This is a genomic window from Paenibacillus sp. FSL H3-0286 (genome assembly GCF_045040705.1).
Taxonomy (GTDB): Bacteria; Bacillota; Bacilli; order Paenibacillales; family Paenibacillaceae; genus Paenibacillus_AQ; species Paenibacillus_AQ odorifer.
Genome location: NZ_CP150285.1, coordinates 493,107 through 513,786, shown reverse-complemented (window position 1 = coordinate 513,786; position 20,680 = coordinate 493,107). Strand labels below are relative to the sequence as shown.

Genomic DNA, 20,680 nt, shown 5'->3' with positions numbered 1-20,680 from the left:
ATCACTTCTTTTTACGTAAATCCTGCATGATCTTGCGGCCGGTAGGTGTCTGTGCTAATCCGCCACCTGCGGTCTCGCGGTGTTTTTCTGGCATAGCTGAGCCTACCTCAAGCATGACCTTGATTACTTCATCTGAAGGAATCACGCTACGTACGCCAGCTAGTGCCATATCGGCGGCGGCGAGCGCGGTCACTGCACCGAATCCGTTTCTAACGATACAAGGAATCTCTACAAGTCCTCCCACCGGATCACAAATCAGTCCTAATGTGTTCTTAAGCGCCAGTCCAACAGCATGCACTGCTTGTGCAGGCGTTCCTCCACGCAGTTCGGTTAAAGCTCCTGCCGCCATCCCGATGGCCGACCCGACCTCCGCCTGACAGCCACCCTCTGCACCAGATACAAACGAATTGTTGGCAATGACATAACCGATCGCTCCTGCAGCGAACAAACCGGAAACCATATAGTCATCATCCCAGCCAAACCGTTCCTGGCAGCTGAGAAATACACCCGGAATAATTCCGCATGAACCTGCGGTAGGTGTAGCAATTATGCGGCCCATTGAGGCATTAACCTCGGACACAGCCAAGGCATAGGCCATTGCTTGACCAGCGGGTCCACCTAGGCATGGTTCATCTGCTGCGTTATAGGCTCCTACACGCTGGGCATCCATTCCCGTAAGACCGCTGCGCGAAGTGGTATCTTCATGCATCCCACGATGAACAGCCTCTTTCATCACCCCATAATATTCACGCATAGTGGCAAATTCCTGTTCACTGGAACGTCCCGATTCCGCGCTTTGCTCTTCAAGCATAAGGGCTCCAATGGTAAGGCCACGTTCCTCACATAATACAGCCAGTTGACTAAGTGTTTGAAAATTCATGTTAAGCTTTCCTTCCCCTTCTCATCTTGCTTACCCTCGTTTAAATTAACCAATTTCACTGATTTCACCGCAGTGAGCGCTTTAAGCGCTTCAATAAGCTCTGGAGTAGCAGCTTCATCCAGCTCCAGTACCGTTAAGGCTGCACCGCTGCGATTCTTCCGATCCAGAGACATATGCCCTATATTAAATTGTCCGTTACGCATCACTTCTGTAACACTCGCCAGAACACCTAAATAATCCATATGATGAATCAATACCGTCGGATACATTCCCGTAAGCTTTACTCCAAAACCATCCACATCGACGATCTCAATGTTTCCACCACCGATGGATGTCCCCGTTAAAGTCAGCTCACTTCCTGTCTCTTGTCCGATAAGATGCAGTTTAACTGTGTTAGGATGAGGAAACAATCCCGTTCCTTGCTCAAAAGATACTTCCATCCCAGCTTCAGCCGCTAACTCCAGAGAGTCGGGTAACCGATGATCATCGGTAGCGTAATCCAAAAGTCCTCCGACAATAGCCCTGTCTGTGCCATGGCCCTGATAAGTAGCTGCAAAAGAACCAAAAAACGTCACTTCTGCCACACGCGGCACTTCACCCAGCACCTGCCTTGCAGCCCTTCCGATCCGTGCCGCACCGGCTGTATGCGAGCTTGAAGGCCCGACCATGGCCGGACCAATAATTGAAAACACATCTTTAAAACGCATAAAAGACCTCCTGCCTGCAAAATAGGCAATTATCAAACTCATATATAGTATACTGCACTGGCAGTCGGAGTTCACCGTTACATTTGCTGTGATATATCCACTTCTAATCTAATGATATTTTACTTAGATAGTATTTTCATTTCACATCTTATGTATCACAAGATATCCTGGGAGTATAACATAATTCCACCTCTATACTGCCAGCCTATCCCTTCCCAGAATCCTCTTCCTTGTTCATTGGTTCCAATCACCATCAGATGACATTTTGCGATACCAGCTGCATGTAAATTACCGAGGCAACGCTTTACAAGCTCACGCCCGATGCCCATGCCTCGGCAGTCATTACTAACTGCAACATGATACATATAACCTCTTCGCCCATCATGTCCACACAATGCAGTTCCTACAATCCGGCCGTCTTCATTCTCGCAGATCTGGCTGAAGCCAGCATTACGCTCCAGATAACGCGCAATCTCCAGTCTCGAATCCGCTTCACTAAGTCCCATTCCCTCTGTATTTTCCCATAGCTGGTAGGCAGCTTCATAATCATCCGCAATCATCTCTCGATAATTCATGTCTATCCCCTCGCTTGTATAGAATGACAAAAAGCATAAAGAGCACTCCGCGGAAGCTTTTCCAGCATCAGCAGCGCTTCATAAGGGTCACCTTCCAAGCCCAGCACTTGCGCGAAGGCAGGTTCGGTCTTCCACCCGTTTGTTTTCATTGTAATGATCTGCTGGCGAAAATCATTATCCAGCTGAGCTAGAATTTCCGCTTCAATGATCATATGTAAGTAACCATTCTGCAGAGCTGTGGGTCGCGGCTGCCCAAACAGTTCTATAGGCCAGCCACCGGCCATAAAGTTAATTTTCGTTCGTGGGACCCCATCAACCACACGCGATACACTAGTAAACTCATCCATGGTTCCGAAATATCGACTAACAACGTCCGTAAACTTTACGGAATCATGCACCTCACAAATAATATCCAGATCGCTGCCCTTCACCTGAATTCCAAGCGGCACTGTGCCAACCAGCACCGGGTTATAGTCGGCCAGCAAACTCATAATATTTAATTTTCTTAACAGGGTATAGACCTCTTTTTGCACTGGAGTTCCACAATTCAGATAATCTATGTTTCGCCAATCATTCATCTCTGACAAACGCTCCCTCGAACTAGGTTATAAACACAGGCAGGACCGGATAACAGCGCACGCTTTTCTAGGCGCATGCATAGAAATATACGGAAGATAGAAGGCAAGGAGGAGTGTATGTAAAAATGAACCCCACCTACCCCTATTATGGGGAACAAACGATATGTAAGGAACAGCCTATTGCTTTTCCCCCACAGCACCAAGACCGTCAGCCTGGTCTAGAGAGTCTAATGAATCCTCGCCCCATCAGTGAAAATCCGGAGATCACCGGCAGCGGAAAGCTAAAAGGAAAAATTGCGCTCATCACCGGAGGCGACAGCGGAATTGGTAAAGCGGCGGCCATTGCTTTTGCAAAGGAAGGCGCAGATGTCGCTATAGCTTATTTATACGAAGCTTCAGATGCAGAGGTCACTCAGCGGCGAATTGAAGAATTAGGGCAACGTTGTTTGCGGATCGAAGTTGATTTACGGCTTAAGGAAAACTGCTTCAAGGCTGTGGAGCATACCCTTCGCACTTTTGGCAAGCTGGACATCCTCGTCAACAATCATGGCGTCCAGTATCCGCAAAAAAGTATTCTGGATATCACGGAAGCACAGCTCTACCAAACGTTTCAGACGAATATATTTCCATTCTTTTACCTGACACAAGCCGCACTTCCACATCTAAAAAAAGGCGCAGCCATCATCAACACTGCTTCCATTACTGCCTATCAAGGAAATAAAGAGCTTATAGATTATTCCTCAACTAAAGGCGCGATCGTCTCCTTTACCCGCTCTTTAGCCTTATCACTCGTAGACTCTGGCATTCGTGTCAATAGCGTAGCTCCCGGACCTGTATGGACACCACTAATTCCCTCCAGCTACTCTGCAGATGAGGTTAGTGTATTTGGGACGGATACACCCTTTAAACGTGCCGCACAGCCATATGAGTTAGCAGGAGCCTATCTTTATTTAGCGGGACCGGATTCTTCGTATGTTACCGGGACATGTATTCATGTCAATGGTGGAGACATGGTCACCAGCTGATGCATTACACCACGAGAGGAATGTATATCAAATGAATAAGATAAATGATTATGATATCTCTTCTGTCCGCCTAAGCAGTGGCATGTACGCATTAACCAAATTAGCCTGCGCAGGGCTAACTTACGTCCTTATTACCTTACTTATGCTTGGATTTCCACAATCCGATGGAATTCCTGAAGGCTGGCCACTATCGATTCCTTATGCCATTTATGCTTATGGATTGCCTGCGGCGTTAGTAGCAGATGTACTGCTGCGTATTCTGCGCTCCAAATCCCCTATCCTGCCCCTTGCTGTATATGTCGTCACGGGTTTTGGTGCAGGTCTATGGCTGGCAGCGGAACAAGGTGCAGAGTATCTGCTATGGGGTCTGGGTGGAGTCCTTGGACTACTCCTTCTCAGAGTGACCCAGCTTGGTGTAGAAAGGTTTCCTCTGTTGCTGCCAGTATTCGCCCTATTTCTGCCACTGCTCTGCTTACTGCTGTCATAAGCCTTATTAGGGATACTCAAAGCGCTTCAATGATATCTCCGGCAATAATAGCCGCCGGATTATTCCGCTGACGGGCTGCTCCCTCTCCTGCTAATCCGTGCAGGTATACCCCAAAAGCTGCTGCTTGCGTAGCATGAAGTCCCTGAGCCAGCAGGCTGGAAATCATGCCCGTTAGCACATCACCAGCTCCACCAGTGCCCATGCCGGGATGGCCTGTGGTATTTACATAAGCTTGCCCTTCAGGAGTTGCTATCACGGTATGTGCTCCTTTTAACACAAGCGTAACCCCATGCTCCTTGGCATAGTCCATAGCCAGACCGATTCGGTCACGTTGGACCTCAGCCGTAGTCAGGTTAGCCAGGCGAGCCATTTCGCCTGGGTGAGGTGTCAGAATTACAGAATGACGGCGCCGCGCCCAACTCTTATAATCGGAGTCAGCCAGAATATTTAAAGCATCCGCATCGATAACCAGCGGGCAATCACTGCCTTCCCAAAGACTGCGAAGCCAATCTGTATCACCCGGGAACCGTCCAAGACCTGGTCCCACAGCGATTACATCTCGCTCTTCGCTTAACTTCAGTAGCTCGGGCGCGGTCTCAGCCTCCCAGTTTCCCTCTTCACTGCCACCTACATCAGCCAGCATGAGTTCAGGAACAACACCGATGACGGAAGGTAACAGCTTCTTAGGAAGCGCCCACGTCACCAATCCGCAGCCCGTGCGCAGCGCAGCACGGGCTGCCAGTAGTCCGGCGCCGCTCATCCGTAAGGTGCCGGCAGCAAGGAGTACATGCCCATAAGTTCCCTTATGGCCTTCTGGCGACCGCCGCCGGGCCAGATCGACCCCCAGATGGGCATGCAGCACTTCCGGTGTCAGCAGATGAGTCTGCACACCGCTGTTAAGAGCCAGAGCAGTCGGAATGCCGATGGCCCGTACCTTGACATGCCCCGCTGCGCCTGCACCGGGGTATTGCAGGAGGCCTCGCTTGAGAAACGCGAGGCATACCGTCACTGACGCATGAATGCAAGGCTCATGCGTCTCTCCTGTGTCCGCGTTCAGACCACTGGGGATGTCCGCGGACACAATGACCTTGCCGCTGCTGTTCGCTGCGGCAATCAGCTCCGCATAGGCGCCGCGCGGGGCTCCCGCGCCACCGGTGCCGAGCAGCGCATCCAGGATGCCGCTGCACTCGGCAAGGTCCAGCCGATCCCTGCCGTATACTACGGCAGGCAGGCCCATGGCTGCAGCGGCATCGCGCTGCAGGGCGGCCTCGCCGGAGAGCAACTCCGGCGGCACCGCATAGACGAGCGTGACGGCGATGCCGGTCTCGCGAAGGTACCGTGCTGCGGCGAGGCCATCGCCGCCGTTGTTGCCTTTGCCGACGAGGATGAACCATCGCTCGGCGGCGGCGGAGGCAAGCGTCAGCGCATGATCTGCGCTGACCTTAAATGCCTTGCCTGGGTCACCCAGCGAGGCCTGCTTTAGCCCGGCATCGTTCCCTTTGGCTGCATTCCTGCAGCCTGCCCCGCCTCTCTCCCGGCAAAGCGCGATGATCTCCTCTGCGATAACTCTTCCCGCATTCTCCATCAGCGCAATCGCTGGAATCCCCAGCTGCTGGATCGTTTCGCTGTCCAGCTGCCTCATTTGCTCAGCAGTTACCAGATACATGATTTAGCCCCTTTCCGCTATCTACCGTTCCAAAGCTTCACACGCAATTCCAAGTACAATCCCGAGCGCAAGTCCGGCGCAAGTCTGATATCAGTAAGCGACAGTAAATCTGGCCCGACTAAAATTCCCTTCCTCCAGCTCGTCCACCATAGCTACAGCGAAATCCTCCACACTAATCTTGCTTTCACCATTCTCATCTAGAATAAGACGGTCCAATCCGATGCGGAAATGACCTGTACGACGACCTGGATGAACTACCGCAGCAGGACTGAGATACGTATAATCCAATTCTGTATTTTTGTAAATCTCATAAGCCTGCGCATGCGCCTCTGCAACTGATTTAAACTCTTCAGGAAAATCCGGTGTATTCATCAGCAGCTCTCCAGTTTCAGTCTTTAAGCTACCTGCACCTCCAACAACCAACAGCCGATTTAACCCTGCCGTCTGCATACCCTCCACCAACGCTTTTGCCGCCGTAATCAGATCCTGATCGTGGCCCGCTCCTGGTCCATAAGCACTGATTACCTCTTCATGGCCACGGACCGCAGCCGCTACTGAAGCCGGATCAAGAATATCCACCGTTGTTACATGTAAACGCTCGTGTTCGAGAGTTACTGACTCTGGATTCCGTACCGCAGCTGTTACTTCGTGTTTTCTTTTTAATGCCTCCTGTACAATTGCCTTTCCAATCGTTCCTGAAGCGCCCAATATTACAACATCCATCTTGTTGTTCCTCACATTCTACGAGCAAGACCATTATCGCGCAGCCTTCTGCTCAATTATTTTTTCGATGCTCATCTGAATAGCTTTCCCTTACAGCCTTTAAACATTATTTATCCGCTCAAATCCGATCGAAACCAGATGGCGCCTACTACTCCACTTCCAGACCAAAAACCCCTTAACCAATACAAGGGGCACTCTCTACTAAAAAAGCAGCATGAATTTGCCTTAGCTTAGCGACGCAAAAACATTCCCTGAGAACGTGGCATAACCGATTCAAAACCATATTGTGCATAGAGCTTTGAGGCTTCTCCATCTGCAATCAGACTTACATAAGCCTTGTCCGGTACAGTATTAAGGAACTCCCTGATTTCCTGCATGATCAACTTTCCTAAACCTTGTCCTTGATGTGAAGGCTTGACCGCGATATCCGTGACCTGAAAAAAGCATCCCCCATCGCCAATCACCCGTCCCATCCCGATTAAGTTATTCTCCTCATACAAAGTTACCGCAAAAATAGAACGAGGCAAACCGATCGCTGCACCTTCCACACTCATTTCACTCAGCCCAGCTTCTTTTCTCAGCGCCAAATACTGTTCCACTGAAGGCTGTTCATGGCGTATATCAAGCTTACTAGTTGTTTCCATCCGCACTCCTCCGTTCAGCATTGCTGTTCCCACTATATACGACTGCATGGTTCACAGGCAAGGCTCACTGCTAGGGATGTTTTTGAAACTGAGGGATAAGCATTATATTCTTGAATTCCTTTACTGACTGTGTGGAATAGTATCTGTAACAATATTTTTAAAAGGGTGGGTGAAGCATTATGTCTCCTGTAGCCAAGCTGTTCAAATGGGGAACATGCCTTTATGAAGCTTTTCTGGCTCTGCCGTTGATTGGCGGACTCTTTATCATTGCTAATGGTTGGGTCCCTTTGGCCATTGCCTTTTTGCTTCATGCTGTAGCCGTTGTTGTGCTGCAAAGAGAACATAAACCATTCATGGGGAACGTTCTGGGCATTATCACCTCGATTTTAGCTTTTGTTCCGATCGTTGGTTGGATTATGCACGCCATTACTGCGTTCATCCTGTTGATGGAGGGCGTATCCGCCTCGCGCCAAGCCCCTCGTTATTAACAAACGTACTGCGTCATCAAAATATGTAGCTGCCCTACGGGCTGATCATTTGTATATGTCGTAAAGGGACAGATCATCCTCTGCGACCTATGGACCCGGATGACGTATTGCTGTGTTCTTACTGGTGGGCGGTCTGCTTCAACACTCATCATTCCCTGCGACTTACGGACCCAGATGACATATTGCCGTGTTCTTACTCATGGGCGGTTTGCTTCAACACTCATCATTCCGGCGACCTACGGACCCAGATGACATATTGCTGTGTTCTTACTCATGAGCGATCTGCTTCAACACTCATCATTTCCGGCGACCTACGAACCCGGATGACATCTTGCTGTGTTCTTACTGGTAGGCGGTCTGCTTCAACAATCATCATTCCTGCGACCTACGAACCCGGATGACATCTTGCTGTGTTCTTACTGGTAGGCGGTCTGCTTCAACAATCATCATTCCTGCGACCTAGGGACCCAGATGACGTTATTTGCACCTTTTCAGCTTTTGAAGCGTGGTTTCGGACTCCAGGGACGTTATTGCTTAGAATCAGGTCCATATGTGGTGTTTTTTATGCCAATAGCGGCTATGCGGTCCGTTAGCGGGGCAAATGTGGCATAATACTGCGTTTAGTGTCAACTGAGTCCGATGGGGTGCGTCATATGGTGCGTCATACGTGCCAAATATCAAGCATACGAAGAAAAAGGAGTTGCCCCAGCAGCCATTTCGTGGCTTATGTGACAACTCCATAATCTTTTATCCAAAAAGATGATATATACCTTTATGATTGCCCAGAGATTGAATCAACGTCCCGCCGATTGAGAATCGGCCCGCCGGCTGCCGCTTTCACCAATATAACGTCCATTTGCGTTGCCACTGCTATTCTCAAACCGTTTGCGTTCCGTACGCTCCATCTGAACAATCTGACCTTCATGAACCACAATATGCAATGAGCCAAATTCCATATCATCCAGAAGTCCTGCAATCCGCGTAAGCCATAAATCGTCCACTTTCAGCGGTTTAGCCATTCTCTAGCCTCCCTTTCTCACCAAAGGATTATATCCGCCTAAATTCCTTTTTTCCTCAATTCCGTTATTACCAACCAGTATACTATGAATTAACTTAGCATGGAACTAAAAGTCATGTCAATGGGCATTTTTTCGCGACAACCAGCTTTTAATAATCATCGTTACCAAAGCCAATAACAGGAGCAAAGAAGCTACTGCAAATGATGCTGAAAATTGATATTCGTTGTACAAAATCTCAACATGCAGCGGCAGCGTATTCGTCTCCCCACGGATGTGCCCGGACACCACAGAAACCGCACCAAACTCACCCATGGCCCGCGCATTACACAAAATAATGCCGTATAGTAACCCCCATTTAATATTAGGCAGCGTGACTCTGAAAAAGATTTGCCACCCATGTGCGCCTAGTGTAATTGCCGCTTCTTCCTCCTGTGTACCCTGATCCTCCATCAGCGGGATTAACTCACGCGCTACAAAAGGAAACGTCACAAACAACGTGGCTAGCACGATACCCGGAAGCGCAAATACGATCTTAATATCATGGGCGCTCAGCCAAGGGCCAAACCATCCGTTTGCTCCGAAGACGAGTACAAAGATTAGGCCGCCGATGACTGGCGAGACTGCAAAAGGGAGATCAATCAAGGTGATCAGAAACCCTTTGCCGCGGAAACGGAACTTGGTTACAGCCCACGCCGCTGTTACACCAAAAAAGGTATTCAAAGGCACAGTTATCGCCGCAACAAGCAGCGTCAATCGCAGCGCTGAGCGGGCATCCGGATCAGTCAGGGCAGCAATATATACGTCCCAGCCCTTCTTCAGCGCCTCGGTTAGCACAACAACTAATGGCAGAGCAATCAGCCAAAAAAGGACTAGCCCAGCCGCTCCGATCAACACCCATTTTACAATTGGGGTTTCCGTTGTCGCGGACGAGGACGCATTCTTTTGTAGCCGGGGGGTATGGAGAGGGACGGTACCGGCCAAAATCATTCCTCCTTTAAAGGGTTTTACGAAGACAAGATAGCTTGGAATATTCAATATCAACGGCAGATATCGAGTGTCTCCGAGTAAGTTTGAACATGTTCGGACGTCTGCTGTCACGGCGATTACCCTCAACGAGAAGTCTTACGAACCCATCGCTGAAGTGTATTAATAACAAGTAACATTAAGAAAGAGATGAGGAGCAATAGCAGGGCAACGGCGGTAGCTCCGGCATAATCATATTGCTCCAGTTTAGACATAATAAGCAGCGGAGCAATCTCCGTCCTCATCGGCATGTTACCGGAGATGAACACGACGGAGCCGAATTCACCGATGCCCCGAGCAAAAGCTAGAGCAAAACCTGTTAGCAGTGGCGGAAACAGCTCAGGCAGAACTACTGAACGAAAGGTTCTCCAGCGGCCTGCGCCAAGGGTTGCCGAAGCCTCCTCCATATCTCTGTCCAAATCCTCCAGCACCGGCTGCACCGTCCGGACAACGAACGGTATGCCGATGAACATCAAAGCCAAGGTAATCCCGAGCGGAGTGAATGCCACCTTTAATCCCAGCGGCTCAAGCCAAGACCCAATCCAGCCATTGCCTGCATAGAGCGCCGTCAAGGAGACACCGGCTACAGCTGTCGGCAAGGCAAACGGGAGATCGATCAGCGCATCAAATATTCTTTTGCCCGGAAATTCATAACGTACCAGTACCCACGCCAGCAAAAGACCTAGAATTGCATCTACAAAAGCGGCGGCAGCAGCTGTCGACAGGCTCACACGATACGAAGCTAATACCCGCGGGTCCGTAGCTACATCCCAGAATTTCGCCCAGCTCAGACCTGTAGAATTGAACAGCAGCGCCGAAAGTGGCAGTAGAACCACTAGACTCAGATATAATACACTGTAGCCCATCGTCAGCCCGAAGCCGGGCAGTATTTTGCGCCGCGTTGCTGCTGGTGCAGCCGTAGTGGTGACATTCATCCCCTATTCATCCTTTCTCGCCTTCGGCCTTTTAGCCGATCAGCCCCTACCGGGACAAATCTCAATGATCATATCCTGCATTTCATTCATCTGTTATTTGGCACCCGGCACATAAATCTTGTCAAAGATCCCGCCATCATTAAAATGCTTCTCTTGCGTTTCTTTCCAGGTTCCGAATTTGTCAGCCAATGTAAACAGCTTGATTTCCGGGAACTTATCTTTGTATTCTTCTTTCACACTATCTAATGTAGGACGGTAATAGTTCTCAGCCGCGATTTTTTGTCCCTCTTCACTATAGAGATACTTCAGGTACGCCTCGGATACCTCACGCGTGTCTCTTTTGTCCACAACCTTATCTACTATAGCTACTGGCGGTTCAGCCAGAATGCTCTCCGAAGGATTCACGATATCAAATTTGTCCGGTCCCAGCTCTTCCACGGATAAATAGGCTTCATTCTCCCATGCGATCAGCACATCACCAATTCCACGCTCCACAAACGTTGTCGTAGATCCACGCGCACCGGTATCCAGCACTGGCACATGCTTGAACAGTTCTTTTACAAATTCCTCAGCCTTAGCCTCATCGTTATTGTTCTGGTCTAGTGCGTAACCCCAAGCCGCCAAGTAGTTCCAGCGTGCACCACCTGATGTTTTCGGGTTTGGTGTAATAACCTCTACGCCCTCTTTGAGCAGATCTGGCCAATCCTTGATTCCTTTCGGATTCCCTTTGCGTACAAGGAACACGATAGTCGAGGTGTAAGGCGAGCTGTTATGATCGAATTTACTTTGCCAGCCCTCGTTGATCAGTCCCTTTTCCTGCAAGGCATCAATATCATAACCAAGTGCTAATGTCACAACATCCGCTTCCAGGCCATCAAGCACAGCACGGCTTTGTTTCCCCGATCCACCGTGGGATTGTTTAATGGTGACCTTCTGTCCTGTTTCTTTCTCCCAATAGGCAGCAAAAGCTTTATTATAATTCTCGTACAATTCGCGAGTAGGGTCATAAGATACGTTCAGTAGTTCTACTGGATCTTTAGATGGAGTTTTGGTGGCTTCAGCCGCATTTGTGGCCTCCGCTGAATTGGTTGTTGCTGGTGCGTCTGTTGCCGGACTAGCACTATTGCCGTTATTGTTATTGCTGCCGCAAGCAGCAGTAAGCCCTGCCGTCAGCAACAAGCTAAACCCTACAAGAAGCCCTTTATTCATCTTTTTCTTCATCTTTTCCACTCCCCCATGTTTTTTCGTACCAGACAAACCCTTGGGTAACACAAAAAGAACGGAGGAAAGCCTACGTATGGCAGGTCAAACCGGTCCTAAGACCGTGTCTGCGAGCCTAATGCAGGCGTTCCTCCGTTCGTACGGTAAGAACTTTCTTCAATTATTCCTATCTACTTAGTTGGTTTATATGGATATAATACTGAAACCCTTTAACTGTGTCAAACCTTTTTTTCCAGCCTATGTCAAAGAAAACTCCCACACACCACACCATACAAGCTATGGGGTCGGTTCCTGTAAGATCCACTTGTTATTGATGCTATAAAGTAATATTATTGCTACAGCTTATGGGTTAAGAGAAATTACCGCTTTATGTCAGGGGAGAGAGTCATGGGTATGGATTTAGAGTACGTCCCTGTGCCGTTGAAACCGCGGCTCCACAGACGTATGGCTCAAGAAATTGGACGAAGAATTAGGGGAACCTACCGTTACGATACAGCAGTTTGGAGAACAGCAATAGCCGGTCTGTGGATAATATGCTTTTTAGCCTTTAGTACTGCCGTGTTAGGCATTCCTACTGGATTAGGTAAACCTACCGATATCGCTCTTGCTGCAGGTGCAGGCACTGTCCTGCTGGCGATTTCCGGCAATATCTTGGCTGTTCTGCTAGCGTTGACCGGACTGCGTATCCCAAGATTATTCGCAGGCTGTGTATTGAGTGATTTTGGAGCTATTCTACTAATCTTATATTATGCAGATTTTGAAATTGAGGCTGCGGTTGTCATTGCGGTCGTGCTTGCACTGCTAGGAGCACTAGGCGGATTAGCCATTGGCCTGCTCCGCAGCAAAAGAATAACATTAGGACTTCTGCTAACAGTGGCAGTGACTTTTTCCCCACTTGCGCTGGCAAGCGGAGTGCAAGAACTGCCTATTTCAGAGTCGGTCGACATCAACGATACGGAAGTTGTTCCACTTACAGCCTCCGATCCTGGAAAACCAGGTAATCTAGCTTATCAGACCTTCACCTATGCCAGTGGTACCGATCTACATCGTGCCGAATACGGTAAGGATACAAGCTTGATATCCTCTACGGCCGATGCTTCTGCTTATATTAAGGATTGGTCAAAGCTGCGCACTTTATTCTGGGGTTTCGATTATAAGGCACTTCCCTTGAATGGTCGCGTATGGATGCCAGAAGGTGAAGGTCCTTATCCAGTAGTACTGATGGTGCACGGCAACCATATGATGGAAGATTACTCTGATGGCGGGTACGCTTATCTCGGCGGACTATTGGCAAGCCGGGGATTTATCGCGATCTCGCTCGATGAGAATTTCCTGAATTATTCTGCTTGGTCCGGTATTCCGGACAATGATTTTAAAGTACGGACTTGGATCCTACTGAAACATTTAGAGCAGCTAGCAGATTTTTCAGATGATCCGGGCAGTCCTTTTTATCAGAAAATAGATTTCACAAAAACCGCCCTGCTCGGCCATAGCCGCGGAGGACAAGCCGTAGCTATGGCCGCGGATGCCACTCGTTGGTTCAAGGATGATCCGGTGATGGCGGCAGTTAATCGCTTTAATATAACCTCTGTAATCGCGCTTGCACCAACGGACAAAACGATAGATGACCAGCAAGCCCGTCTCAAAGACATCAATTATTTGACCCTGCAGGGAGCCCGCGATGGAGATGTACATGATTTCTATGGTGATCGGCAGTATATACGTACCTCCTATTCCCAAGGATCATCTGCTTTCAAAAGCTCGCTGTATATTGCGGACGCCAATCACAGTCAATTCAACAGCGATTGGGGCGGGTATGATCAGACCTTGCCAGCTGGACTCTTCTTAAATCGGGCACAAATCATGGATGCAGACAAACAACGGCAAATCGCTAAGGTCTATGTATCAGCTTTCTTGGAGACCACCTTGCATAAAAAAGAGGAATACCAAAGCTTGTTCCGGGATTATCGCAGCGGGCTGAAGTGGTTACCAGATACCGCCTACTACAATCGATTCCAAAGCGGGGGATATCGTCCTGTAGCCACATTCGACGATGACCGTAACAAAAACACAGTAGAACTGGGAACAGCAGAAGCATCGGGTGTTTCTTGGTCAGAAGAGCTGGCTAAAGACCGGGAGTCAAAAAGCAAAGCCACCTATGGTGTTGTCCTTGAACGCACAGCCAGCAAAAACGAAGAAGCTTATTACAACATTAAGCTTAACGACAGTGTCCGTACTGAAACTGCTCTTTTAGGGGCAGATGGCCTTACGTTCTCTATGGCAAATCTGAATGGTGACATTAGTGAAGAAATGGATGTTCCACTACCTCCAAAGGTTGAGGTGGAGTTAACTGACCATAATGATACCTCAGCCCGCTTGACGCTGGATGAAGTAATGGACATACTGCCGCTTCCACAAACTCAGTTCACGTTATTCCCATGGCTTGAAGAGCGGATAAACGATGGCAAATACGGTGACCTTTCCGAAGCTGTATTTCAAACCTACGAGATGCCGTTCGAACAATTTCAAGAGGAAGAACCAGAGCTGGATCCTGATAACCTGACAGAAATCACCTTCTATCTTGATGAAGAAGGCGACCGGATCATGCTGGATGACATCGGTTTTTACGATTTAGGTATCCGAAATACATTTTAAAAATCATTTGCTATTATCCTTAGGACTTCATTTGCAAAATAGGGCTATTCCCAACCTCCACTCACGAAAAAATGAATGGATTGCGGGAATAGCCCTTATTTTTACGACATACAATAACCTAGTCTCAGCCTACAACGCTTGCACACAAACAGGTGACTTCATTTCCAATTCATTTCCTGTAGGGATTAATCTGCCACTCTCACTATCGATGGAGAACGAGGTAATATTATCACTATTCTGATTAGCAGCAAGCAGCTTATCCCCAATAATTGCAAAGTTACGCGGAGTACGCCCGCCGGTACCCTGCCAATCCACTGCTTCAAGCAGACCCGTTAATTCATCGATATGGAACAGGGCGATACTGTCTTGTCCCCGATTGGAGACATACAGGAATCTGCCACAAGGGGAGACATGAATATCGGAAGCTGTATCGTCACTACCGGCAGTATAATTATCAGGAAGCGTGCTAAGATGCTGTAAAACATTTAGATTTGCATCCTGTTCATCATTAGCAAATGCCGTTACTGTACAATTCAGTTCATTCGCCAGGTAGATCCATTGTCCAGAGGGATGCACCGCCAGATGACGTGGACCTGAACCAGGTGGCAGATTAAGCTCACGATGTTTTACCAGTTTGCCCTCTTCAGGGCGATAGATCACAATTTGATCCAGTCCCAAATCGCACACCAGCACATGTCTACCACTTGCGTCCGGAATGACAGAGTGCGGATGCGGAGCCTCCTGACGGTCTTCACGAATGCCTGAACCCACATGTTTTACTTGGTCGGACATCTCTTGAAGCGAACCATCTTCATTTACAGGAAAAGCATTAACATTGCCTCCCGAGTAATTGGAGACGAATATGTAATCTTCCTTAGGACTAATGGAGACATAACAAGGAGCGCCGCCTTCCGTAGAACGACTTCCAAGTGATTGCAACGCTTTAGTTGCAGGATCAATTGCATATGCGTAAACCTCACCTTGATCCTTCTCACTAACTGCATACAACACGCTGCCTGCTTTATTCACAGCTAAAAACGATGGGTTCTCAATTCCCTCGGTACCCTCAAGAATTCTCATTTCCCCCGATAAAAGACTAAGCGCACATAACTGAATCGCCTTCTCGTTCTCAGAGTTATACGTTCCTACATAAAACAATGCCTCATTAGCCCGTTCCATAATAGTGGCTCCTTTATCTTTTATGTATTGTATTACTTCTTACTTACCCTTTACTAATAGGGGTTTACTCATAATTTTATAATATTTTTTCACTATAGCATGTTTATAGTTGTAATACATTATCGAAACTGCATTTAGAGCCTACTTCCTAACCGTTCCGGAAGAAGTAAGTTTTTCCATGTGGTTTAAAGATGGTCACAAAGGTTAATAGTAGACATCGCAAACAACAAAACGAAGGAGTTGAAGTAACATGAGTTTTCTATGGATGTTAATCGTTGGTGGGGTTATTGGTTGGTTGGCTGGTCTGATTATGGGCAGAGATATTCCTGGTGGTGTTATCGGTAATATCATCGCTGGTATTATCGGTTCATGGCTGGGTGGCGTGCTTCTGGGAAGCTGGGGACCTAAAGTAAGTGATTTCTACTTCTTCCCTTCTTTGATCGGTGCCGTTGTGCTGATCTTTATCGTGAGCCTTATTCTTCGCTCGACAAGTGGACGCAGCCGTTCGTAAGTCTGGGCTGAGATAATAATATTCACATCAATAAATCCTCGTCAGAGTATGCTCTGGCGGGGATTTTTGTATGTATCGTTCCTTTAAGAAAAAATTCCTCTGCTGGAATTGTTGCGGGGATGGAGCCAATACACTTCAATGTTTTGCCATCGTTTTTCTGTTATAATGAAGATACAAGTGACTGAAATCATAGAGAGGTCGTGTATCATGGGTAACATAAACCCCTCGCTTCTACATATTGGCTCCACATTAGGGGCTTTGTTCATGGCGCTGATGGTTATTTTCATTCGTCTAAAAGCAAGCGCACGTCCGGTTACTATTCGAAAAATATGGATTCCACCTCTCGGTATGTCGACGGGTTTTGCCATGTTTGTGGCACCTGCGGTCAGATTCCCATTATGGTGGGCGGCAGTCGCCTTTTTGATTGGCTGGTTCATCTTCGCGTATCCTCTTATACGCAGCACCCACTTTGAACAACGTGATGGACAAATTTACGCTCAACGCTCCAAGAGCTTTGCGTTTATCCTGCTCGGACTTCTTCTAGTCCGCACTTTACTCCATGAATTTATTAACCGTTATGTGTCTATTCCACAGTCCGGTGGTTTGTTCTTTATTTTAGCCTTCGGCATGATTGTTCATTGGAGATTTTTTATGTTCAAGCGTTATAAGGCTATGACCTCCTCGGTGAGTCTGCTGCCGCAGCCATGATTATCAATAATAATCCTAAGAAGCCATCTCAGGGTTCTTACCCGATATCCTTGAGATGACTTCTTACCTCTTGTAACTCAAGCTTATGTTCTCCTCTGCTTTTTTCTACTTTTCACCCTTTTCTGACATCAATTAGCCATCCTCTTATTACATCCTCTTTAAGCACTTTACATACACTATAGGGATAGATCTCCTGAAATAACTAACTCATCATGTCACCTATTCAGCATTAAACAGAAAAAATATAATCTTTGCAAGTCCGATGTCAGGTAACTTGCGAAGGGATACGTTAAACTATAAGCATACCTAACGATAAGCTTCCAAAAGACCTTAATGCTGAAATAAATATCATTTGGAAGCCTATACTGCGTATAACTTTTAGAGAGTGAGGACAAGGCAATTGAAAAGTAAATCGAGAAAAGTAGCCATCGTCGGGGCCGGAATGGTGGGTTCAAGCTGTGCTTACTCCATGGTTAATCAGGCCATTTGCGACGAAATTATGATGATCGACCGCACCTATGATCGGGCTATGGCACAAGCACTTGATCTCTCGCACTGTATGGATTTCACAAGCACACGCACAAAGGTGTATGCCGGAACCTATAGCGATTGTGCAAAAATGGATGTCGTTATCTTAACCGCTGGCGCTAATCCAACAGCCGGGCAGACCCGACTTGACGTATTGGAAGCCTCTGCGGTTATTACTCGAGAAATCATTACCAACATCATGGCTGGGGGATTTGATGGAATTTTCGTAGTCGCCGCTAATCCGGTCGATATTGTCACTTATATGGTCTGGAAAATATCAGGTCTGCCTCGCCACAGAATTATTGGTACCGGGACCTCCATTGACTCGTCGCGCCTAAAAACCCTGCTCTCCGATGTGTTCTCCATTGACCCGCGCAGTGTTAATGGCTACGCCTTAGGTGAACATGGCGAATCCCAATTTGTAGCTTGGTCCCATGTAACAATTGGCGGCAAGCCTATTCTGCAAATTTTAGATCAGCATCGCGAGCGGTTCCCGCATTTGGATCTGGAGGATATCTCCCGCAAGACAAAAGATGCCGGCTGGGAAATTTTCACCCGTAAAGGCTCCACACATTTCGGGATTGGCAGCGCACTTGCCTACATTACCCGTTCGATCCTGAATGATGAGCACAAAATTATCGCCGTATCCGCCATTCTGGATGGAGAGTACGGACATAGTGGTGTATGCACGGGCGTGCCCGCCATCATAGGCAACACTGGGATTCAAGAGCTGCTGGAGCTTAATTTAAATACAGAGGAAACCCAGAAATTGAACCACTCCTGCAACATTGTACGTGCAGGCATCGAGAGCCTACAGCTGGAAGACAGCGTTTAATTCATAAAAAAATCGCTACTTTGGGAATTGGTGAGATCACCTACCAGCTCCCAGAGAGCGATTTTTTGTATTATTAGGAGATGAATCTCAGTTTATCTCCTACTTTTTAAACTTTTCGATTTCTTCTTTCAGCACAGACATCACTTCATTAAGTGATTCCGCGGAGGACACGACATCCTTCATAATCTCTGTCTGCTCCGCTGAAGCTAAGGAGACCGCCTGAGCATTCTCAGCAGATTCTTTAGCTATTCCGAGCATATCGGATATAGAAGCCGTTATTTCTTCCGTGCCGGCTGACATCTCTTCATTAATTGCTGACACATCCTGTATTTGCGACGATACTTCACGGATCGAAGAACGGATATGATCAAAGGAAACACCGACGTTTTGCATTTTCCCCATTCCATCGCCAATTTCCTCAATACTCTTCTTCATGGAATCCGCTGCACTTGTTGTTGAAGACTGAATGCCGCCGATTAGCTCCACTATACTAATGATGGAGCTGTTTGTCCGCTCTGCTAACTTCTTCACCTCATTCGCAACTACACCGAAGCCACGACCATGTTCTCCAGCTCTGGCAGCCTCAATAGAAGCATTCAAAGATAATAAGCTTGTCTGATTGGATATCTCAGAAATTACATCCACAATTTGTCCGATTTGTTCCGATTGCTCACTTAATTTCCCAATCATCTCGGCAGTCTGATTAGCTGTGGAACTGATAACAGCCATCTGTTGCAGTGTAGATTGAATTTCCAAATAGCCACTCTCTACTTCTGAGTTGACTGTCTCAGCCTGATCTGATACCGCTGCAGAGGACTCAGCAATACGTTGTAAACCTACAGCCATCTCTTCCGTTGCTCTTGCGGATTGCTCGGAGCCTCTAAATTGCTCTTCCATTCCTTGAGCTACTTCTTGGATAACTGTGGCAACCTCTGCTGAAGTATAGGACGAACGTTGAGCCGATTTCAGCATTCCTTCTGAGGAATAAGTAACCTCCACTACTGTTGTATCAATCTTGTTGACAATACCGGAGAGTGTCTCAATCATATCATTGATATTTTGACTCATCTCGCCGATCTCATCTCCGGACTGCACTTTAACCCTCTCATTTAGATGACCCTCTGCCACCTTTTTCATAGTCGAGGAAATAGCTTTAATGGGTCTAACGATAAGACGAGTAAGGTACAGTGAAACAAAAATTATGACAAGTATAACTGCCAGTAAGATGAACATTGCTGTTCTTTGTGCAGAGGTCACTTTGGCAAAAACCTCTTTCTCCGGCACTGTTACAAGAAGCTTCAGATCGGTATCTGGAATTGTCTTAAAGTATGTAATGACTTTCTTACCATCTTCGCCCTTATAAGTTTCAGACCCCTCTTTATTGCTTAAAATCTTGTCAACGACCTTCTGAAGAGCCGGCTCTTTAGCGAAATCGGTAATTTTTTTGCCCATACGACTGACGTCTGGATATGTATAATACATGCCATCATTTGAGATTACATATCCAAATCCGGTATCCGCCATAGTAATTTCATTACTCATTTGGGCAAGAACTTCAGGAGTAATCGAGAAGACAATACCTCCCATAAATTGCTTATCCTTATCCATGACAGGAACTACGATTGGAATGATATATTTATCAAGCTGCTCCAGATAGGACATTTCCCCCAACACAGGCGCATGTGTTTCTTTCGCTTTCAAGAAATAGCTCGCATCTGCTACATTTGCGGTCATGTTCATCATATTGGTTAACTGGCCGTCTTTACTAATGACACTGTAACCTTCTGTCTCACTGTCACTTTCCTCCAGCACTTCTATCACAGGGAAGATACTTGCCGGATTTGTAAAATCGAACTCAGGATGCTGGGACACCAGATCCTTTACGGACGAGGTTTTGTTGGATAGCCACTCATCCATCCGGAATGTGTTCGTATTAATGGTGTCCTGCGCCATTTGCTCACTGTCTGTGCGTGTGACATTGCCGAAATAATCAAGTAAAAATATGGTCGCTACCATGAGCGGCACGATTGCAATAGCTAATATAACAGATGACCACTTAAGTTGAATTGACGTCGCTTTTCTCTTCGTTACATTTTTTCTCATTTTTTTCATCTTGTTTCCTTTCATTTCATTTTCATTCACGATGAAATAGCCTCCTCACTCCATTTGTTATAATATCTCCTGATGTGGATATATCTTCTATATCGGCAAAAATAGACAAATTCTTTGCTGGAGAATAAAAAAAATAAGCCCTAAGACCCTTAAAACCGGAATCCTAAAGCTTACTTTTGTT

20 protein-coding genes are annotated in these 20,680 nt (G+C 47.3%); 7 read left to right on the top strand and 13 right to left on the bottom strand.

What is annotated here, in order from left to right; translation table 11 throughout:
- Position 1 precedes the first annotated feature (1 nt).
- From sdaAA to MHB37_RS02255, 4 genes are all read right to left on the bottom strand, one after another.
- Positions 2–880 (bottom strand): L-serine ammonia-lyase, iron-sulfur-dependent, subunit alpha, encoded by an 879-nt coding sequence (sdaAA, locus tag MHB37_RS02270; protein WP_036682621.1) that lies wholly within the window; start codon positions 878–880, stop codon positions 2–4.
- Positions 877–1,587: an L-serine ammonia-lyase, iron-sulfur-dependent subunit beta gene (gene sdaAB / locus MHB37_RS02265; protein ID WP_076142076.1), complete on the bottom strand. Its 711-nt coding sequence runs from the start codon at positions 1,585–1,587 to the stop codon at positions 877–879. The genes sdaAA and sdaAB overlap by 4 nt, the downstream gene beginning before the upstream one ends.
- 155 nt (positions 1,588–1,742) lie before the next feature.
- Positions 1,743–2,162, bottom strand: a complete 420-nt coding sequence (locus MHB37_RS02260) for a GNAT family N-acetyltransferase (protein WP_076304335.1) — start codon at positions 2,160–2,162, stop codon at positions 1,743–1,745.
- A gap of 2 nt (positions 2,163–2,164) precedes the next feature.
- Positions 2,165–2,740 (bottom strand): DUF4269 domain-containing protein, encoded by a 576-nt coding sequence (locus MHB37_RS02255; protein ID WP_076304334.1) that lies wholly within the window; start codon positions 2,738–2,740, stop codon positions 2,165–2,167.
- A gap of 125 nt (positions 2,741–2,865) precedes the next feature.
- Here MHB37_RS02255 and MHB37_RS02250 point away from each other — a divergent pair, with 125 nt between their 5' ends.
- Positions 2,866–3,765, top strand: a complete 900-nt coding sequence (locus MHB37_RS02250) for an SDR family oxidoreductase (RefSeq protein WP_405168894.1) — start codon at positions 2,866–2,868, stop codon at positions 3,763–3,765.
- Between the two features lie 31 nt (positions 3,766–3,796).
- The gene (locus MHB37_RS02245; RefSeq protein WP_076142073.1) at positions 3,797–4,252 is read left to right on the top strand and encodes a hypothetical protein; all 456 of its coding nucleotides are present in this window, start codon (positions 3,797–3,799) and stop codon (positions 4,250–4,252) included.
- A 16-nt stretch (positions 4,253–4,268) separates the two neighbouring features.
- Here MHB37_RS02245 and MHB37_RS02240 read toward each other — a convergent pair whose 3' ends face one another.
- The 3 genes from MHB37_RS02240 to MHB37_RS02230 form a co-directional block, all read right to left on the bottom strand.
- Complete coding sequence (locus MHB37_RS02240) at positions 4,269–5,918, bottom strand: NAD(P)H-hydrate dehydratase (RefSeq protein ID WP_405168893.1); 1,650 nt, start codon at positions 5,916–5,918, stop codon at positions 4,269–4,271.
- Positions 5,919–6,008: 90 nt separating this feature from the next.
- Complete coding sequence (locus MHB37_RS02235) at positions 6,009–6,641, bottom strand: NAD(P)H-binding protein (protein WP_340394873.1); 633 nt, start codon at positions 6,639–6,641, stop codon at positions 6,009–6,011.
- A gap of 230 nt (positions 6,642–6,871) precedes the next feature.
- Positions 6,872–7,285 (bottom strand): GNAT family N-acetyltransferase, encoded by a 414-nt coding sequence (locus tag MHB37_RS02230; protein ID WP_081393525.1) that lies wholly within the window; start codon positions 7,283–7,285, stop codon positions 6,872–6,874.
- A 179-nt stretch (positions 7,286–7,464) separates the two neighbouring features.
- Here MHB37_RS02230 and MHB37_RS02225 point away from each other — a divergent pair, with 179 nt between their 5' ends.
- Positions 7,465–7,773, top strand: coding sequence for a hypothetical protein (locus MHB37_RS02225; protein ID WP_076134873.1), 309 nt, complete (start codon positions 7,465–7,467; stop codon positions 7,771–7,773).
- Positions 7,774–8,567: 794 nt separating this feature from the next.
- Here the strand turns inward: MHB37_RS02225 and MHB37_RS02220 are convergent.
- The 4 genes from MHB37_RS02220 to MHB37_RS02205 all read right to left on the bottom strand — a co-directional run bounded on the left by MHB37_RS02220 (position 8,568) and on the right by MHB37_RS02205 (position 11,971).
- Positions 8,568–8,792: a YezD family protein gene (locus tag MHB37_RS02220; protein WP_076101319.1), complete on the bottom strand. Its 225-nt coding sequence runs from the start codon at positions 8,790–8,792 to the stop codon at positions 8,568–8,570.
- 117 nt (positions 8,793–8,909) lie between these two features.
- Positions 8,910–9,773 (bottom strand): sulfate ABC transporter permease subunit CysW, encoded by an 864-nt coding sequence (cysW, locus tag MHB37_RS02215; protein ID WP_076101318.1) that lies wholly within the window; start codon positions 9,771–9,773, stop codon positions 8,910–8,912.
- Positions 9,774–9,901: 128 nt separating this feature from the next.
- Positions 9,902–10,750 (bottom strand): sulfate ABC transporter permease subunit CysT, encoded by an 849-nt coding sequence (cysT, locus tag MHB37_RS02210; protein WP_076124574.1) that lies wholly within the window; start codon positions 10,748–10,750, stop codon positions 9,902–9,904.
- Between the two features lie 93 nt (positions 10,751–10,843).
- Positions 10,844–11,971, bottom strand: a complete 1,128-nt coding sequence (locus MHB37_RS02205) for a sulfate ABC transporter substrate-binding protein (RefSeq protein ID WP_036682645.1) — start codon at positions 11,969–11,971, stop codon at positions 10,844–10,846.
- Between the two features lie 387 nt (positions 11,972–12,358).
- On the opposite strand from MHB37_RS02205, the gene MHB37_RS02200 reads away from it, so the two are divergent.
- Positions 12,359–14,626: a chlorophyllase/cutinase-like alpha/beta fold protein gene (locus MHB37_RS02200; protein WP_339246092.1), complete on the top strand. Its 2,268-nt coding sequence runs from the start codon at positions 12,359–12,361 to the stop codon at positions 14,624–14,626.
- A gap of 129 nt (positions 14,627–14,755) precedes the next feature.
- On the opposite strand, the gene MHB37_RS02195 is transcribed toward MHB37_RS02200, so the two are convergent.
- On the bottom strand, positions 14,756–15,805 hold the full coding sequence (locus MHB37_RS02195) for a lactonase family protein (RefSeq protein WP_076142066.1): 1,050 nt from the start codon (positions 15,803–15,805) through the stop codon (positions 14,756–14,758).
- Positions 15,806–16,055: 250 nt separating this feature from the next.
- On the opposite strand from MHB37_RS02195, the gene MHB37_RS02190 reads away from it, so the two are divergent.
- From MHB37_RS02190 to MHB37_RS02180, 3 genes are all read left to right on the top strand, one after another.
- Positions 16,056–16,316 (top strand): GlsB/YeaQ/YmgE family stress response membrane protein, encoded by a 261-nt coding sequence (locus MHB37_RS02190; protein WP_036682650.1) that lies wholly within the window; start codon positions 16,056–16,058, stop codon positions 16,314–16,316.
- 207 nt (positions 16,317–16,523) lie between these two features.
- Complete coding sequence (locus tag MHB37_RS02185) at positions 16,524–17,024, top strand: CcdC family protein (RefSeq protein ID WP_076185218.1); 501 nt, start codon at positions 16,524–16,526, stop codon at positions 17,022–17,024.
- A gap of 400 nt (positions 17,025–17,424) precedes the next feature.
- A complete protein-coding gene (locus MHB37_RS02180; RefSeq protein ID WP_076124580.1) occupies positions 17,425–18,387 on the top strand; it encodes an L-lactate dehydrogenase in 963 nt (320 codons plus the stop codon).
- A 99-nt stretch (positions 18,388–18,486) separates the two neighbouring features.
- On the opposite strand, the gene MHB37_RS02175 is transcribed toward MHB37_RS02180, so the two are convergent.
- On the bottom strand, positions 18,487–20,529 hold the full coding sequence (locus MHB37_RS02175; protein WP_254847742.1) for a methyl-accepting chemotaxis protein: 2,043 nt from the start codon (positions 20,527–20,529) through the stop codon (positions 18,487–18,489).
- Between the last annotated feature and the right edge of the window lie 151 nt (positions 20,530–20,680).

Excerpts from the sequence above, each read along its gene's own strand:
- sdaAA (WP_036682621.1), bottom strand. The coding sequence starts at position 880 with ATGAATTTTCAAACACTTAGTCAACTGGCTGTATTATGTGAGGAACGT.
- sdaAB (WP_076142076.1), bottom strand. The coding sequence starts at position 1,587 with ATGCGTTTTAAAGATGTGTTTTCAATTATTGGTCCGGCCATGGTCGGG.
- MHB37_RS02260 (WP_076304335.1), bottom strand. The coding sequence starts at position 2,162 with ATGAATTATCGAGAGATGATTGCGGATGATTATGAAGCTGCCTACCAG.
- MHB37_RS02255 (WP_076304334.1), bottom strand. The coding sequence starts at position 2,740 with ATGAATGATTGGCGAAACATAGATTATCTGAATTGTGGAACTCCAGTG.
- MHB37_RS02250 (WP_405168894.1), top strand. The coding sequence starts at position 2,866 with ATGAACCCCACCTACCCCTATTATGGGGAACAAACGATATGTAAGGAA.
- MHB37_RS02245 (WP_076142073.1), top strand. The coding sequence starts at position 3,797 with ATGAATAAGATAAATGATTATGATATCTCTTCTGTCCGCCTAAGCAGT.
- MHB37_RS02240 (WP_405168893.1), bottom strand. The coding sequence starts at position 5,918 with ATGTATCTGGTAACTGCTGAGCAAATGAGGCAGCTGGACAGCGAAACG.
- MHB37_RS02235 (WP_340394873.1), bottom strand. The coding sequence starts at position 6,641 with ATGGATGTTGTAATATTGGGCGCTTCAGGAACGATTGGAAAGGCAATT.
- MHB37_RS02230 (WP_081393525.1), bottom strand. The coding sequence starts at position 7,285 with ATGGAAACAACTAGTAAGCTTGATATACGCCATGAACAGCCTTCAGTG.
- MHB37_RS02225 (WP_076134873.1), top strand. The coding sequence starts at position 7,465 with ATGTCTCCTGTAGCCAAGCTGTTCAAATGGGGAACATGCCTTTATGAA.
- MHB37_RS02220 (WP_076101319.1), bottom strand. The coding sequence starts at position 8,792 with ATGGCTAAACCGCTGAAAGTGGACGATTTATGGCTTACGCGGATTGCA.
- cysT (WP_076124574.1), bottom strand. The coding sequence starts at position 10,750 with ATGAATGTCACCACTACGGCTGCACCAGCAGCAACGCGGCGCAAAATA.
- MHB37_RS02205 (WP_036682645.1), bottom strand. The coding sequence starts at position 11,971 with ATGAAGAAAAAGATGAATAAAGGGCTTCTTGTAGGGTTTAGCTTGTTG.
- MHB37_RS02200 (WP_339246092.1), top strand. The coding sequence starts at position 12,359 with ATGGGTATGGATTTAGAGTACGTCCCTGTGCCGTTGAAACCGCGGCTC.
- MHB37_RS02195 (WP_076142066.1), bottom strand. The coding sequence starts at position 15,805 with ATGGAACGGGCTAATGAGGCATTGTTTTATGTAGGAACGTATAACTCT.
- MHB37_RS02190 (WP_036682650.1), top strand. The coding sequence starts at position 16,056 with ATGAGTTTTCTATGGATGTTAATCGTTGGTGGGGTTATTGGTTGGTTG.
- MHB37_RS02185 (WP_076185218.1), top strand. The coding sequence starts at position 16,524 with ATGGGTAACATAAACCCCTCGCTTCTACATATTGGCTCCACATTAGGG.